General features: G+C 29.1%; 11 protein-coding genes. 6 read left to right on the top strand and 5 right to left on the bottom strand.

The genetic code is table 11. The features are described 5' to 3' along the window. Positions 1–941 precede the first annotated feature (941 nt). The 4 genes from dnaK to GFV00_RS09835 all read right to left on the bottom strand — a co-directional run bounded on the left by dnaK (position 942) and on the right by GFV00_RS09835 (position 7,275). The gene (gene dnaK / locus GFV00_RS03525; protein ID WP_160557198.1) at positions 942–2,855 is read right to left on the bottom strand and encodes a molecular chaperone DnaK; all 1,914 of its coding nucleotides are present in this window, start codon (positions 2,853–2,855) and stop codon (positions 942–944) included. Positions 2,856–3,129: 274 nt separating this feature from the next. Further along, complete coding sequence (locus GFV00_RS03530) at positions 3,130–4,365, bottom strand: M20 family metallo-hydrolase (protein ID WP_160557197.1); 1,236 nt, start codon at positions 4,363–4,365, stop codon at positions 3,130–3,132. Continuing rightward, positions 4,358–4,858, bottom strand: a complete 501-nt coding sequence (locus tag GFV00_RS03535) for an L-2-amino-thiazoline-4-carboxylic acid hydrolase (RefSeq protein ID WP_160557196.1) — start codon at positions 4,856–4,858, stop codon at positions 4,358–4,360. The genes GFV00_RS03530 and GFV00_RS03535 overlap by 8 nt, the downstream gene beginning before the upstream one ends. Before the next feature lie 23 nt (positions 4,859–4,881). Continuing rightward, positions 4,882–7,275: an ABC transporter permease subunit gene (locus GFV00_RS09835; protein ID WP_160557195.1), complete on the bottom strand. Its 2,394-nt coding sequence runs from the start codon at positions 7,273–7,275 to the stop codon at positions 4,882–4,884. Positions 7,276–7,607: 332 nt separating this feature from the next. Between GFV00_RS09835 and GFV00_RS03545 the strand changes: the two genes are divergently transcribed. Both GFV00_RS03545 and GFV00_RS09680 read left to right on the top strand, forming a co-directional pair. Next, positions 7,608–8,420, top strand: a complete 813-nt coding sequence (locus tag GFV00_RS03545; RefSeq protein WP_160557194.1) for a M12 family metallopeptidase — start codon at positions 7,608–7,610, stop codon at positions 8,418–8,420. A 96-nt stretch (positions 8,421–8,516) separates the two neighbouring features. Then, positions 8,517–9,797, top strand: coding sequence for a matrixin family metalloprotease (locus GFV00_RS09680; RefSeq protein ID WP_185149981.1), 1,281 nt, complete (start codon positions 8,517–8,519; stop codon positions 9,795–9,797). A gap of 82 nt (positions 9,798–9,879) precedes the next feature. On the opposite strand, the gene GFV00_RS03555 is transcribed toward GFV00_RS09680, so the two are convergent. Then, on the bottom strand, positions 9,880–11,472 hold the full coding sequence (locus tag GFV00_RS03555) for a peptide chain release factor 3 (protein ID WP_105297977.1): 1,593 nt from the start codon (positions 11,470–11,472) through the stop codon (positions 9,880–9,882). A gap of 376 nt (positions 11,473–11,848) precedes the next feature. Here GFV00_RS03555 and GFV00_RS03560 point away from each other — a divergent pair, with 376 nt between their 5' ends. The 4 genes from GFV00_RS03560 (at position 11,849) to GFV00_RS03575 (ending at position 16,059) form a co-directional block, all read left to right on the top strand. Then, on the top strand, positions 11,849–12,907 hold the full coding sequence (locus GFV00_RS03560) for a nucleoid-associated protein (RefSeq protein WP_160557193.1): 1,059 nt from the start codon (positions 11,849–11,851) through the stop codon (positions 12,905–12,907). A gap of 54 nt (positions 12,908–12,961) precedes the next feature. Beyond that, positions 12,962–13,591 (top strand): 4'-phosphopantetheinyl transferase superfamily protein, encoded by a 630-nt coding sequence (locus tag GFV00_RS03565; protein ID WP_160557192.1) that lies wholly within the window; start codon positions 12,962–12,964, stop codon positions 13,589–13,591. Positions 13,592–13,640: 49 nt separating this feature from the next. After that, a complete protein-coding gene (locus tag GFV00_RS03570) occupies positions 13,641–15,515 on the top strand; it encodes a glycosyltransferase family 9 protein (protein ID WP_160557191.1) in 1,875 nt (624 codons plus the stop codon). A 67-nt stretch (positions 15,516–15,582) separates the two neighbouring features. Beyond that, positions 15,583–16,059 carry a CYTH domain-containing protein gene (locus GFV00_RS03575; protein WP_160557190.1) on the top strand — a complete coding sequence of 159 codons (477 nt, stop codon included), beginning with the start codon at positions 15,583–15,585 and terminating at the stop codon, positions 16,057–16,059. Positions 16,060–17,429: the final 1,370 nt, after the last annotated feature.

Consider the following 17,429-nt stretch of genomic DNA (forward strand, 5'->3'; position numbering starts at 1 on the left):
ATTTTTTTTAACAAATATTACCACCTAATTAATTGATTATATACCAAATTCAATTTTTAACATTTTTTTTATTTGTTTTAATTTATAATTGGAAAAAACAAATTGTACATAAAAACACAAAAAAAGCCTAAAAAATAAAAGGCTTTATTTGTATAATATATTTTGCTTTATATAGCAATAATGAGATGAGAATTTGTTCTTGTTTACTAGTTTAAATAAGGATTGCATCTGCTTTTTTTCATCAAAAGTAACATATGCTAAAAAGTCTTCGCAGTGAATATAGCCTGATATCTTTTTAGTATTATATATAAAATTGAATCCAAATTAGTTAATAACCCCACTTAACTATGCAGATCATATCTATCAATTATCTCATATAATAAAATTTACTTTAATATACACATTTAACTTTAATACAATTAAAACAAATAACTGATTATTAATTACTTAAATCTATAGTCAGTTATTTTTTTGGAAATATATTATGACTTTGAATAATTTATTATTCTGCTTTTTTTACCATTTTAAAGTAATATTTATACATTAATATACTGTTTTTTCATGTTTTACTAATTAATAGACTAACCAACTTTTCTTTATCATATAAAACAAATAAAAAAAGAGTTATGATAAAACATACTCTTTTTTAGTTTTAAATATTAAATAAACCCTTTTAAATTATGCCTCTATAGGATTCAAGGATTTTTAGAATGTTTATTAATAAAGATGAGGTATTAAGCATTTTTAATGGTAGTAAGTAGAAATTTTATTTTTCTAGCCAATATTTTCAAAATCATTTAAACCCTTTACTAGATTGAATTTTCCTAATTTTTTAATTTATCAAAAATGTACAATTTGTTTTTTCCTCTTATATATACATTAAAAAACCTCAGAATTTTAATTCTGAGGTTTTCCAATTATACTGTGTATTATTTCTATTTTTATTTCACTTCTTCGAAATCTACATCTTCAACATTATCTCCCCCTTGATTAGGATTACTTGATGATCCTTCTCCTCCGCCTTGAGCTCCCGGATTTGCTCCTTCAGCTGCTTGACCGGATTTATATAAATCTTCTGAAGCGGAAGCCCATACAGCATTAATTTTTTCCATTGCTGTTTCAATTGCCGGAATGTCTTTGCTTTCATATGCTTTTTTCAAGTCTGCCAACGCATCTTCAATCGGTTGTTTTTTCTCTGCCGGTAATTTTTCTCCAAATTCTTTTAATTGTTTTTCTGTTTGGAAAATCATCGCATCAGCAGAATTTAATTTCTCAACTTCTTCTTTTCTCTTTTTATCTGCTTCAGCGTTAGCTTCTGCTTCTTTCTTCATTTTTTCAATTTCTGCTTCACTTAATCCGGAAGATGCTTGAATTTTTATGGATTGTTCTTTTCCGGTTCCTTTATCTTTAGCCGATACGCTTAAAATACCGTTAGCATCAATATCGAAGGTTACTTCAATTTGTGGAACTCCTCTTGGTGCCGGTGGTATATCCACTAAATCGAATTTTCCGATTTCTTTATTATCGTTGAACATAGGTCTTTCTCCTTGTCCTACTCTAATAGTAACTGCCGGTTGATTATCTGCTGCAGTTGAAAACGTTTCAGATTTTTTAGTTGGAATGGTGGTATTAGCATCAATTAATTTAGTAAATACACCTCCGTAAGTTTCAATTCCTAAGGAAAGTGGAGTAACATCTAATAATAAAACATCTTTTACATCTCCTGTTAATACACCTCCTTGAATTGCAGCTCCAATAGCAACCACTTCATCAGGATTCACTCCTTTGGAAGGTTTTTTACCGAAAAATTTTTCAACTTCTTCTTGGATCACCGGTATACGTGTTGAACCTCCGACTAATAATACTTCATCAATGTCTGAAGTTTTTAATCCTGCATCTTCTAACGCTTTTTTACAAGGTTCCATAGATCTTTTAACAAGATCGGCTGCTAATTGTTCAAATTTTGCTCTGGTTAACGTTTTTACCAAGTGTTTTGGACCGGAAGCTGTAGCGGTTATATAAGGTAAATTAATCTCTGTTTGAGTAGATGAAGATAATTCTACTTTCGCTTTTTCAGCGGCTTCTTTCAATCTTTGTAATGCAATTGGATCTGCTTTTAAATCAACACCTTCTGCAGATTTGAATTCTTCTGCTAACCAATTAATTATTACATCATCAAAATCATCTCCTCCTAAGTGTGTATCTCCATTAGTTGATAATACTTCAAATACTCCGTCTCCTAAGTCAAGAATAGAAATATCAAAAGTACCTCCTCCTAGGTCATATACTGCTACTTTTTGGTCTTTATGAGCTTTATCTAATCCATAAGCCAAGGCTGCCGCGGTAGGTTCATTTATAATTCTTTCTACTTTTAAACCGGCAATTTCACCTGCTTCTTTCGTTGCTTGTCTTTGCGCATCATTAAAATAAGCAGGAACTGTAATTACTGCTCGATCTACAGTTTCTCCTAAGAAATCTTCTGCTGTTTTCTTCATTTTTTGAAGAATCATAGCTGAAATTTCTTGCGGAGTATATAATCTTCCGTTAATATCTACTCTTGGAGTATCGGAATCACCTTTTACTACTTTATAAGGAACTCTTGAAATTTCACCTGCATCTGATGAAAATCTAGTACCCATAAATCTTTTTATGGAATATACGGTATTGTGTGGATTGGTTACCGCTTGTCTTTTAGCAGGGTCCCCCACTTTAATTTCTCCATCTTCCATAAAAGCAACTACGGATGGAGTAGTTCTTTTTCCTTCAGCATTAGTAATAACGGTAGGATCGCTACCTTCCATTACGGCTACACAAGAATTCGTTGTTCCTAAATCAATTCCTATAATTTTACTCATGTTTATATTTTTTCTTTAATTACTTATGGTTATTAATTATACTAAATACTACTATTACATATATAATTGCTTATGCAATTTCAATGATTATGCCATGAAGCATTATATAAACATTTGTCATAATTAATTTTTTGCAAGCTGACATATTGTCTAAGCATTTTTATTTCACCTTAGGATCTCATCTAATTTCATCTATAATGATAATTAAAAAGGTAGAACTTTAATGCTCTACCTTACCCACTTAATCTATTTAATCTATAAATTGGTTTATTCTTTATCTTTTAGATAAATGTTTTACTGCATTTAATAAAACATTAGCACCGGCACTCATCCATTCCGGTTTAATTTCTTCCTTTTCATTATGACTTATTCCTTTAATACAAGGTATAAAAATCATGGAAGTCGGGGCTATTTTAGAAATATTACACGAGTCATGTCCGGCTCCTGAAACCATTGTTCTATGGGGATAATTTAAATTCTGAGCTACTCGGCGTACCACTTCAATGCAGTTATCATCAAAGGGTAAGGGAGGAAAGGATAATATAGGACGGATGCTATAAGTTAGATTTAATTTCTCAGCTATTTGATGTACTTTTTCAGACAATTGTTGATCCATCCTTTGTAGTCCTTTTTCTGAAGGATGTCTAAATTCAACTGAAAACCAAGCTTTATCAGAAATTACATTTCTTGAATTGGGGGTAATTTTTACCATTCCAACAGTTGCCCTGCCCTCCGGTTTTTCATTTTTTCCTATTGAGTTGACTTCAAGCACTGCCTCGGCGAGACCTAGTAAGGCATCTTGGCGTACTTCCATAGGGGTTGTTCCGGCATGAGAGGCCATCCCGGTGAATTCAACATCGTACCATTTTTGACCTAAAGCGCCGGTCACGATTCCAATTAATTCATTATGGTTTTCTAATATCGGACCTTGCTCAATATGCAGTTCCAGTGAAGCATGGATTTTATAATTTGAAAAATTATCATTTCCAGCATATCCAATTCTTTCTAATTCTTGTTTAATAGTATTACCTTCACTATCTCTACACGACCAACCATCTTGTAAAGTAGTTAACCCTGAAAAAACGGCCGAACCTATCATGGCAGGAGCGAAACGTGAACCTTCTTCATTGGTCCAGCTTACAACATCTATGGGGCGATCAGTCTTTATATCATGGTCATTCAATGAGTAAACAACTTCCAGGGCTGCTAAAACCCCATAGATCCCGTCGTACTTACCTCCTAAGGGCTGACTATCTATATGAGAACCTATAAGTACAGGACTCAAACGGTTATCTTCACCGGATCGTCTGGCGAAAATGTTTCCCATTGCATCTATTTTTATTGAACACCCAGCTTTCTTTGCCAGAGATACAAACAAATCACGAGCTTGTTTATCTAAATCTGTGAGCGTTAAACGATGTACCCCTCCATTTGGTGTAGCTCCTATGGTAGCGAAATCGGCTAACCACGTTTGTAGTCTCTTTGAATTTATATGTAAATTATCATTCATTGGAAATATCTGTTTTCCCTTTTTCTAGTTTATAATGAAAATCACAAAAACCGTCTCCATTCATTATAGTATGGGGACGGGTTAATTTTACGTTTGGAGCATATCCTTCGATAAATTTAGCATCTCTGTTGCAGGATAGTAAAAATCCAATTTCGCCCAATCCCATTTCATGATACATTTCTGCATATCGACATCTTTTCACGTTATAATCATATTGGTTCTCATTATTAACAACCACTTCTGTTTCAAGTGCATCATCTTTTTCCCATAAATATTGGAGAGCTACAAAACTTTGTACTGAGGTTGGCTCATCTTCTTTTTGGGCAAAATCTTTTCCGGCCTGAATGGCTGCATTAGCTACGGCTTCTTCAATAATCGATTTTGCCTGTTCAAGTCCATACTCTCTCTTTAAAATATCGTATATAGGTTTTATTATTTCTGCTTCAATTTTTCGTCTTTGTAAAATACCTATTTCTTCTTTTTGATTCTTCATATTTGTATTTACTTATGTTTATTTTAAATAGTATAATCGATGGGAGCAACATTTCCAATGAATTTTAGTAATCTTTCATCCTTGGATTTTTTCATTTGTTGAGGTTCTTCATTGTATAAAATTTTTCCTGATACCATAAAAACAATTCTATCTGATACTTCAAATGCGAATTTCATTTCATGAGTAACAATTATCATAGTCATGCCTTCATTAGATAATTCTTTAATAACTTTCAATACTTCTTGAACTAATTCGGGATCTAAAGCGGAAGTAGGTTCATCAAATAACATAATGTCGGGCTGTATAGCCAATGCTCTTGCTATGGCTACCCGCTGTTGCTGCCCTCCTGATAATTGGTGAGGGTATTTATTGGCATGAACCAACATACCTACTTTATCTAACATTGCCAATGCATACATACGCAGCAGCTGTTTATCTTTGTTTTTTTTATGATATAAAGGAGCCAACATAACATTTTCTAATACCGTTTTGTGTGGAAAAAGATTATACGATTGAAAAACCATACCTATCCTCATTTCCTGAAGTTTCTTTTTTGATTTATGAAATTTACTTTTATTTTTAAGTATAAGAGAAACTTCTCCCATTTCAATATCTCCTTCATCTATTGTTTCTAAACCGTTTATGGTTCTTATTAAGGTACTTTTCCCGGATCCTGATGGACCTATAATACTGATTACTTTTCCCCAAGGAACGCTTAAACATATATTATTTAATACCAATGTTGTTCCAAATGTTTTTGTTATATTTTTTAATTCTAAAGCGGTTGAACCTTTATTCGTATTTTTTATGTTCGAATATTCTCTTAATTTTTCAAAATCAACTTGTATTGAACTATCAATGTCTGTGCTTTTTTTATGGACATCAAATTTTGCTTCAAATTTGTTAATAATCCATGTTACCAAAGTAACTATTAGTATATAATAGATAGCAACTGCTAACAGGGTTTCCATAACCAGAAAGTTACGTGTATACAATTGCTGTCCAACCATCAATATTTCGGTCAAGGAAATCACCGATACCAGTGAGGTTAACTTAATTATGGTTACGTATTGATTAGCGAGTGACGGTAAGGCTATCCTAAATGTTTGAGGGGCAACAATCAATCTCATGATTCCCCAGTAGGATAACCCCAGTGCTTTTCCCGCCTCATATTGTCCTTTGGGTATCGCTTGTAACGCTCCTCTATGTATTTCCGCTATATAGGCTGTTTCACTTAAAACTAAGGCTATTAAACCGGATATGAATGGATTAGATAGTATTATCGAGCTTTTAGGCCAAATTTGAGGTAGATTATATATAAATATTAATAATACCAATAAAGGTAAACTCCTGAAAAACCAAATATAACCCTTGGAAATAGATCTTAAAAAAGAATGAGAACTCTGTCCCATTAATGCTACCAAAAAGCCTAAAACTACTCCTATACACCAAGTTAATGTACTTAACTCGATTACAGTTAAACAAGCTTTCCAAAAATCTGTGTTAATAAATTGATTTTTAAAATATTTCCAATCGAAAATGGTATTCTTTTCTTGAGATGAAATCGATTCTTCATCTATCTTATATTTAAGTAGTAATTCTTGACTTGGATAAGCCAAATTATATTTGTCCAATAGCTGCTGATATTCTCCCGATTTCCTTAGTTCTTGTATAACTTGTGCGATTTTATTTTTTAAGGTTATGTTTTCATTTTTAAATGCTAAACCTATTAATACGGGATCTATCATTTCATGTGTAGAAATTACCAATTTATCTCCTAATCTGTCAATTAACATTTTAGCTACTGCCGCATCTTCATATTGTACGTCCACGCCTTTGGATAATAAAGCATGTGAAGCCTCGGGAGCGCTGGGGTATTCTTTAACTTCAATTGCTTGTTTATTATTCTTAAAACAGAAATTCTTGGTAACATCATTCAATTTAGGAATCCATGCCGCCCCTTTCATGGAAGAAATTTTCTTTCCGCATAAGTCTTGTAAGGATAACGGACGATAGGATTCGTCTTTTCTAACAACCAATACACCTCCGGTTTGTAGATAGGGTAAAAATGAAACTTGTTGAGCTCGTTGCGGATTAATATACAATGCAGATGCTATGAGATCATAATGTCCTGCATTTAAGCCCATAATTATATTTTCTATTCTGGTATCTTTAAAGACTACTTTAAGATTTAATTTTTCTCCTATTAATCTCATTAAGTCAGGGTCAAACCCTCTGGGAATTCCTTCTAAATAGGCATAAGGAGCATAAGTTAGGTCAATACCAACCGCTAATTCCCCTTTTTTTAGAGTTTGTGATTGATAAATCGTTGTACTAAATAGAAAGATTAGCACGTATACATATTTAGAAAGCAAAGTGTAAAATCGAAGATCTATTTTAAATAATTGGTTATTCACAAGCAATATTAATTTATTCAATATAAAAAACAACAAAGTTTAATTCCTATTAAACTGATAGGCAAACTTACTTATTATTTGAATTATAATAAACTTATTTTTTTATCTTTTTTATAAAATATAAATAATTAAATTTTTATTAAACTTCTGCTTTTTGCAGTATTTAAAATTTTATAAAAGACAATTGGTTAATCAAATATAATTACCATATAATAATTTAAAAATACAATTATATCACATAATCATAATATTATATACACTTTGAATTATAATTCAGAATATAAAATTAAATATTTTTTCCTATATTTGATAAATTTATAAATGTTATGATTATGAAAAATTTTACTTTTTTTTTACTATTATTTTCATCTGCTTTTCTGGTTTCTTGTAATGAGGAATCATTAACTTCAGACATTTATCCTGAAAACAAATCTTCAGAAAATGAAAAATTTTGTGTAGATGCCTTTCTACCCGGAGATAATTTTCAGACCTCAGAATTGGATAAAGAAGTTTCCGGTTATGGTGTAACCACCATTATAAAAAAATGGAATCCCGGAGATACCATTAAAATCAAATTTTTAAATGGTTCATCGTATTTGCAAGATAAAGTCAGAAAATATGCAAGTGAATGGCTTCAGTTCGCTAATTTAACATTCAAATATGTTACTGCGGATCAATATGCCGATATTAAAATCAATTTTGATAACAGCGGAAAATCATGGTCTTATGTGGGCACCGATTCAAAATACATTTCTCAACAAAGTCCTTCTTTGAACTTTGGTTGGTTTACGGATTTTACTCCTGAAAATGAATTATCTAAAACAATTCTTCATGAATTTGGTCATGTTCTTGGATTACATCATGAACATCAAAACCCTAATTCGAATATAAAATGGAATAAACCGGTAGTATATGCTTATTTTGAAGGTGCACCTAATTATTGGAATAAGGACAAAGTGGATTTTGAAATTTTTTATAAATACAGCAAGGCATTAACTAATTATTCGGCTTTTGATAAACATTCTATCATGCTTATTTCATTTCCTGCTTCATTCACTTTAAATCATTGGCATAGTCAACCCAATTATAAATTATCTTCTACTGACAAGAAATTTATTGCTAAGCAATATCCAAAAAGTAAATAAATGTTAAAATCACTTTATATATCTCTAATTATTTTATATAAAGTAATATTATTAAACATTTATTCTGGATTTATAAAACCTTAAAAAATCTTAAATATGAAAAAATTTTCCTACATATTTTTATTAAACGTAAGCCTATTGGTATATATGGTTTCCTGTACTGAAGATTCATTAAATTCTGATATTGTACCGGACAAAAGTACAGCTCAAAAAGAACAATTTTGTTTAGATGCTTACTTACCTGATGACATTATTCAACCCCAAGATTCAACTCAAGAAGTTATTGCTAATGGAGTAATTAATAAATTTAATAAATGGAATACAGGGCAAACTATAAAAATTAAATTTTTAAACGGAAACTCTTATTTACAGAATAAAGTAAAACAATTTGCCGGTGAATGGTTGAAATATGCTAATTTAAACTTTGAATATGTTCCTGCTTATCAATATGCTGATATAAAAATAAATTTTGATAATAGTGGTCAGTCTTGGTCTTATATTGGAACTGATGCTAGATCTATTACTCAACGTATTCCTACCATGAATTTCGGGTGGTTTACAGATTCAACTCCTGATTATGAATTTTCAAGGACAATAATTCACGAATTCGGACATGCACTTGGTTTACAACATGAGCATCAAAGCCCCGCTGCTAATATTCAGTGGAATAGACAAAAAGTATATGAATATTATGCCGGAGAACCTAATTATTGGAACCAAGCGTATGTTGATAGTAATGTTTTAAATAAATATAACTCAACCACAACTAATTATTCTTCTTTTGACAGTCAATCAATCATGCTTTATTCTATTCCTGCATCTTTAACTTTAAATGGGTGGTCAAGCGGTTGGAATACCGTACTTTCCGAAATGGATAAAAGATTTATATCTGAACAATATCCCGGCAGGTATGCATATGTGGAAACAAAAAATTTCTACAGATATAATATAAACGGACAGCATTTTTATACATCAAATTATAATGAATTAGGAAATAAACATTTTGAGGGGATATTAGGAAAAATTTATGCTAATCAAGTGGAAGGATCTTATCCTATATACAGATATTATAATTTTTTAAACGGTGATCGTTTATCTACACTTGATTGGAACGAATTAAAAAACGGTGGACAAGGAGGATGGATTTTTGAAGGCATATCCGGTTATGCATTCAATACTCATAAACCTAATACAATTCCGGTTTATCGTTTTTACAAATCATATAAAAAGAAATCGGATCATTTGCTCACCACCAACAAAAATGAACTTAAAATCTGGATATCCGAAGACGGTTCGTTAGTTTTAGGTAAAGGTAAAAGTTATATTCCCATTAATATATATAGATATGAAGGCATAGCATTTTATATTTTAAGATAATAGTAACAGATACTATTGTTCGTTAAAAAAAGAGAGCTAAATTTTTTTAGCTCTCTTTTACAATGCTTTTTATATATTTTACCTAAAATTCATTCGTAAAATGAAGTTTTACCGATGGAAATTTTTCTTGAGTCATGGTTATACTAAATGCAGAATCAGCTAAGAAGACTAATTGCCCAAACTTATCTTTAGCTAAGAATTTTTGTTTCACCCGCTTAAATTCTAAAAATTCGGATGATTTTTCATCCTCTGTTTCCACCCAACATGCTTTATGTATATGAATTGGTTCATAACTGCATTTTGCTGAATACTCATGTTCTAAACGATATTGTATTACTTCAAATTGCAGCGCACCCACTGTTCCTATGATTTTCCTGTTATTCATTTCCAATGTGAATAATTGCGCAACTCCTTCATCCATTAATTGATCAATACCTTTTGCCAACTGCTTGGTTTTCATAGGGTCTTCATTATTTATATAACGGAAATGTTCCGGTGAAAACGATGGAATTCCTTTGAAATTTAATTTTTCTCCTTCTGTTAAGGTGTCCCCGATCCTGAAATTACCGGTATCGTGCAAACCAACAATATCTCCGGGAAAACTTTCTTCCACAACCTCTTTTTTATCTGCAAAAAAGGCTGCAGGGCTGCTAAATTTCATGGTTTTATTTTGACGTACATGCAGATAATTGGTATTTCGTTTAAAAGTTCCGGATACAATTTTTACAAAAGCTAAACGATCCCGATGTTTAGGATCCATATTGGCATGAATTTTAAATACAAATCCCGTAAAACTCGTTTCTTCCGGTTTAACTAATCGTATATCGCTCATTTTAGGTAGCGGATTGGGTGCAATTTCAACGAATGCATCTAATAATTCCTGAACTCCAAAATTATTTAATGCGGAACCGAAAAATACCGGCTGTAAGGTTCCGTTCAAATATTCTTCTTTTGAAAATTTTGGGTAAACCGAGTGTATTAATTCTTGTTCATTCCTTAGATTTTCTGCTGCTTGGTCGCCAATAAGTTCATTTACTATTGGATCATTTATATCTTTAATCTCAATACTCTCTCCTACTTTTTGTTTTTTTTCTTCGGTGAAGAATTTAAAATTATTCTCCCACATATTAAAGATTCCTTGAAAATCTAATCCCATACCGATGGGCCAAGATAATGGTGTAACCCTTAATTGTAACTTTTGTTCAACTTCATCTAATAAATCAAAGGCATCTTTACCCTCGCGATCGAGTTTATTGATAAATACCAACATAGGAATATTCCTCATTCTACAAACTTGAACCAATTTTTCGGTTTGTTCTTCAACTCCTTTGGCTACATCTATAACTACAATTACTGAATCTACGGCAGTTAGTGTTCTATAGGTATCTTCGGCAAAATCTTTATGCCCGGGTGTATCTAATATGTTTATTTTTTTTCCTTTATATTCAAAGGCTAATACAGAAGTAGCAACCGAAATACCTCTTTGTCTTTCAATCTCCATAAAATCTGAGGTTGCTCCTTTTTTGATTTTATTGCTTTTTACAGCTCCTGCTTCTTGAATCGCTCCACCAAATAAAAGTAATTTTTCTGTTAAGGTTGTTTTACCAGCATCCGGATGGGATATAATTCCAAAAGTTTTCCTTCTTTTAATTTCTTTTTCTAGAGTGGTTCCCATATATTATTAAATGATTGCAAATATAAACTATTTAAAATTTCTAATTTTAATGTAACTGATTAGTTTTTCGTAGAATTTCTGTTATAATTAAGATAAAAAATTAATAATAACCCAATTCAAATTTTTTAGAAGAATATTAAAGTTAATTCATAAATATTTTTATTTAAAATAGTTTTAACTGAATTCTAAAAAATATTGATATCGTTTTAAATGAAAATAAGATTTTTTGATTTTGGATTTCACTAATTTATTTTAGAACAAGGAGTTTGTTTTGAGTAAATTACATTATTTCAATAATCAAAATAAATTAGTTATGAATAATATTTACTGATATTTTTAAATGAATTACTTTTGTAATTCTTTATCAGGCAAATTTATGACGATTAATTTAAAACATGCTGTAATTTCCAAATTAACTTTACAATTTTCCGGTAATAAACTACGTGAAGAAAAAAACATTTATGCCGGTGATTTATTTCATTTAAATGAAAAAGAGGAAGAGGCTATGCAACCCTATTTTCTTTCTCCTTTTAAAAAAAATTTGGAATACTATGAATTTACTCATTATACCCAAGACATAAATTTTAATATTTTATATTCTTTATGTAAAGATGTTTTTGAAGATTCCATAGATTTTGTAAGTTTTTCAGACAAAGTTTTGGATCATCTTTATGAAAGATCCAATCACCCACAAATTAAAAAAGGCGAAATTTTTATCGCTTTATTCAATGATATTGATATAGGACAGGAATCTAAAATTTCCGGCATCGGAATATTCAAGCTAGAAAATAAGAACAAATTTCTTCGATTTAAGCATTCTGACATTGTTGAATGCGCCATACAGAAAGGTTTTCGATTAGATTCATCCATTGATAAGAGTTGTTTAATACTCAATACACATAAAGAAAGTGGTTATAAAATATTGGTACATGATGATGCTCATGTTGAATCCGAATATTGGAAAAAGTCATTTCTGGAAGTAGATTATATTAAAGATGATTCGTATCAAACAAAAAATTATATTAATTTATTATCTGATTTTTCACAACAAGTAATTTTCGAGGAAAAAGGAAAAAAAATTCAAACTGAATTTATCAGTAATTGTCTTCAAGTATTCAATGAAAACGAAACGATAACTGAAGAAATTTTAGAAAAGGAATTATTGGAAAATTATGATATGGTTGATGAATTCAAATTATATAAAAAAGATTATTCAGAAAACTCGGGGGTTCAATTTTCGGAAATTTTTGATGTGTCAACCAATGCATTAGCTAGGGAAAAAAGAAAAATTAAAACTGATATCAAATTAGATACGTATATTCAAATTAAATTAGACATTAACAGACCCGAAGCTTCTGAAGATTTTCTAGAGCAAGGGTATGATGAAGAAAAGAAAATGTTTTATTACAAAGTATTTTATAATTCAGAGTTATAAGAGAATTATTATAATTTTATATATTTACTTACTAATCTATTTAAATAATCTTAAATGCCTATTGTAGATTTTATTATACCTGATTATTTTACGAGAATAGTTACTTGGAAAGTCAGTGAAACTAATGAGGAATTGTTACGGATATTAAAATTAGATAACATAAGACAAGGTAAATATGATTCTTTAACACCTAAAAGAAAACGTGAATATTTAGGATTACGAGCTTGTTTAATGGCTTTAGGTTTAGATAGTGCCGTGAAATACACTAAAGAAGGAAAACCCTATGTTGAAGGAACTTACAATATTTCCGTATCTCATTCACATGGAGTAGTCTGTGTTGGTGCCTCATCTTTCAACATTGGCGTAGATATTGAATTAGAAAGAGATGAAAAAATTAACACTATAAAATATAAGTTTATTCGAAAGGATGAATTTGAATTCATACCTAAAGGTGAGGAAAAGGACTATTATCATATTCTATGGGGATTAAAAGAAGCCCTGTATAAAATACACCATGGAAACTTATGGTCTTTCTTAAATCACTATAGAGTAGAACCCTTTCAATTGAAAAGTGATAAACCTATTGTATGTTGGATTATTGATGAAAAAGCGAGTGTTAAATATTATGCCTACTATAAGAAAATAAATAATTATTACATGACTTATGTTCTAAATTATGAATAATTTTTTTTTCTACTTTTGCCGAACTATTTTATAATTAAATATTACATTTTTGAAAAAAGCATTAATTATACAAAATAAATTTATCGGGGATGTTTTAGTAGCCAGTGTACTTGCTAAAAATTTAAAAAAAATATTTTCTAATATTGAAGTTCATTTTTTTTGCTATAATAATGCTATTCATATCCTTCAGAACAATCCCTATATAGATAAAATTATTGGGTTTGAAGATTCTGAATTAAAAAAATTACCTGTTTTATGGAAGTATACAAAATACATACAAAAAGAAAGATATGATCTACTATTCGATCCTTATGCTAAATTGCAAAGTCGTTTTATAACGTTGTTTTCTAAAGCTCAAAGGAAAGTTAGTTTTGATAAACCTTTTTTTAAATATTTTTATACGGATGTTTTTGTTGAGGAAAAGTTTCCTAAGTTTATACATTGTACATCTATCGAAAATAGATGCCTTTTACTTTCTCCTTTTGTAGAGGATTTTTCTAAAATTGACTTTCAAACCGAAATATTTTTAACCGAGCAAGAAATTAATAATGCTAAAAAATTAATGATCGATTCCGGAGTCAGTTTTACTAAACCTATCATTATTATTGGCATATTGGGAAGCAGTTTAAAAAAATCTTGGCCTTTATCTTATATGGCTGAATTAATTAATTACTTATTAAAGCATTATGATATAGATATTTTATTTAATTATATTCCTAAGCAACAAAAAGAGGCGGATGATCTTTTAAAAGAAATTGAACATAAAGATAAAATATTTACTTCCATTCTTGGAAATAATATTCGAGAATTTGCTGCCATATTATCTAATTGCAATGCATTGATAGCCAATGAAGGGGGAGCTGTTAATATTGCTAAGGCCATTCAAAAGCCAACATTTTCTATATTCTCACCTCATAAATTTAGAAAAGATTGGGGATGTTATGAAAATTTACTTATTCATAAAAGTTTTCATCTAATGGACATTTTCCCTGAAATATATACAGAATATTCACTTAAAGAAATTTTACGTAAGCCAGAACCTTTTTATAAACTAATGAACCCGAAAATGTTACTTGGTAAAATTGATAATTTTTTATTAAATATTCTAGGAATCAATAAAATGAAATCCAATTTACCACAAGAAATTGAAATTAAAAAACCAAAAATAACTGCTTTATGTATCACCTATAACGAGGAAGAAAATGTTGATCGATTTATGAAAGATATTTCTTTTGCCGATGAGATAATCGTAGTGGATTCATTTAGTACAGATAGAACGAAGGAACGTTTTAAAAAATATCCTAATGTAATTTTTATAGAAAGAATATTTGATAATTTCACAAATCAAAAGAATTTTGCTATTGAACGCGCGACTCATGAATGGATAGTATTTTTTGATTTAGATGAACATATACCGATTGCTCTTAAAAATGAAATATTAATAACTGTAAATTCTCCATTTCCTAGAGATGCTTATTGGATAAAAAGAAATTTTTATTTTAAAGACAAACTCCTGAAACACAGCGGATGGAAGAATGATAAAGTAATACGTTTATTTAAAAAAGATAAATCCTTATATAAAAGCAGTAAACTTGTTCATGAAGAAATAGAATGTAAAACCGAACCGGGATATTTAAAAAATAGATTAGATCATTATTCTTTTAACTCTGAAGAAAAATATTTAGATAAATTAGATAAATATTCCCGACTTAAAGCAAAAGAATTATTTGAAAAGGGTAAAAAATCTAATTTTCTACATCACCATATTAAACCTATATATCGTTTTCTCCATCATTATATTATTCAATTTGGTTTTTTAGATGGAAAAGAGGGATATATTATTTCTAAAATGTATTCACAATATGTTTCCGACAGATATAAATATTTAGATAAACTTTGGAAATCTAAAAAGAACCAAAACTAACTTTAAATATTCGTATTTATTTATAATTTACAAATGAAATATTCAATAAAATTGTTTATTACATCATATGGGACAAGAAATTGAAAGGAAATATTTAATTACAGGAGAATTTAAATCGAAGGCTATTAAAAGTTTACAAATTAAACAAGGATATCTATCTTCAATCCCTGAAAGAACTGTACGTGTTAGAATCCAAGACAATCAAGGTTTTTTAACCATTAAAGGTTCAAATAAAAAAAATAGTATAAGCAGATTTGAATGGGAAAAGGAAATCACAAAAGAAGAGGCTAATGAACTTATACAATTATGTGAAGTGGGTATTATCGATAAGAAAAGATATATTGTTCCCTTTAGAGATAAAATAATTGAAGTAGATGAGTTTTACGGGGAAAACGAAGGACTAATCCTTGCAGAAATTGAATTAGATGATGAAAATGAAAATATTGAGAAACCGAATTGGTTAGGAAAAGAAGTCACTGACGATCCAAGATATTACAATTCAATGCTTATGAAAAATCCTTATAAAAATTGGGATAACAAATAATTTTATTTTAAAGTAATCTTATTATTAAATTTATATTACTTAAATTTTAGATTATTAAAAACTTACCTGCCATCATAAAAGTAGCTAATAATACAAGAATACTTCAAACGCCTTTAACTAATTTTAAATACTATTCTTAACTCTATTATTTTTAACGAATATTTAATTGAAAAATATATTATATTTTTATATTGATCTATATAACTGTATTTATTATTTATATTAAAAACTTTATAATTATAAATAATATCTATCTTTTATAATCTTAAGTTACTTATATTTATATAATTGATTTTTTAAAAAAAATATAATGGCATAGATTTTGTCTTATATAAAATGTTCATAAGGCAGTGAATTTTCGTAGTAGTTAGTTTTAAACCCCATTAATTATGGGGTTTTTTTTATATATAAATTTTAAAACATTGATAGTAAATATTTTGCAAAACACCTTATGATATAATTATTACTATTTTAGTAGTAAACATTAAATTTTAAAATTTATAAATTACTTGCACAACCCAATGGCACAGATATTGCCTTACTTAAAATGTTCATAAGGCAGTGAATTTTCGTAGTAGTTAGTTTTAAGCCCTATTAATAATAATAGGGCTTTTTTATTATATTAATTGTAATTTTATCTTATATAATTGTATCATTTCCAATTTTTATAACATTTAATTGCCCTAAAACAAACATTTTACACAAATAATAATTTTATATAATTATGGCATGAATTTTGTTTTAAAATAATTGTTCATAAGGCAGTGAATTTTCATAGTAGTTAGTTTTAAGTCCCGCATTCATTTGCGGGACTTTTTTTTTATTTAATGCATTTTATCAATATATTATTTTAATTATATAATAATATTAGTAAAATTATAATATATTACTACCATATGATTTTATATTATGGCATGAAATTTGTTTTTAAATAATTATTCATAAGGCAGTGAATTTTCATAGTAGTTAGTTTTAAGTCTCACTTTTATTAGTGAGACTTTTTTATTTAAAGCAATCAATAAGATATATTATTTCATAACGTATAAAATATTACCATATTTATAATATATAAATAAATTAAATATAGCAATTATGGCATAGAATTTGCCTTTAAACAATTGTTCATAAGGCAGTGAATTTTCATAGTAGTTAGTTTTAAGTCTCACTTTTATTAGTGAGACTTTTTTTATTTAATATAATTTAAACAATTATTATTTCATATAATATATAATATTAAGTATATTATCGTATTTAATTAAATTAAAATTATTTTTTATGGCATGGAATTTGCTTTTAAACAATTGTTCATAAGGCAGTGAATTTTCATAGTAGTTAGTTTTAAGTCTCACTTTTATTAGTGAGACTTTTTT

The sequence above is a fragment of the Apibacter sp. B3935 genome, from assembly GCF_009827705.1.
GTDB lineage: Bacteria > Bacteroidota > Bacteroidia > Flavobacteriales > Weeksellaceae > Apibacter.

Coding starts and splice junctions, on each gene's coding strand:
- GFV00_RS03530 (WP_160557197.1), bottom strand. CDS start 4,365: ATGAATGATAATTTACATATAAATTCAAAGAGACTACAAACGTGGTTA.
- GFV00_RS03565 (WP_160557192.1), top strand. CDS start 12,962: ATGCCTATTGTAGATTTTATTATACCTGATTATTTTACGAGAATAGTT.
- dnaK (WP_160557198.1), bottom strand. CDS start 2,855: ATGAGTAAAATTATAGGAATTGATTTAGGAACAACGAATTCTTGTGTA.
- GFV00_RS09680 (WP_185149981.1), top strand. CDS start 8,517: ATGAAAAAATTTTCCTACATATTTTTATTAAACGTAAGCCTATTGGTA.
- GFV00_RS03560 (WP_160557193.1), top strand. CDS start 11,849: ATGACGATTAATTTAAAACATGCTGTAATTTCCAAATTAACTTTACAA.
- GFV00_RS03555 (WP_105297977.1), bottom strand. CDS start 11,472: ATGGGAACCACTCTAGAAAAAGAAATTAAAAGAAGGAAAACTTTTGGA.
- GFV00_RS03575 (WP_160557190.1), top strand. CDS start 15,583: ATGGGACAAGAAATTGAAAGGAAATATTTAATTACAGGAGAATTTAAA.
- GFV00_RS03535 (WP_160557196.1), bottom strand. CDS start 4,858: ATGAAGAATCAAAAAGAAGAAATAGGTATTTTACAAAGACGAAAAATT.
- GFV00_RS03545 (WP_160557194.1), top strand. CDS start 7,608: ATGAAAAATTTTACTTTTTTTTTACTATTATTTTCATCTGCTTTTCTG.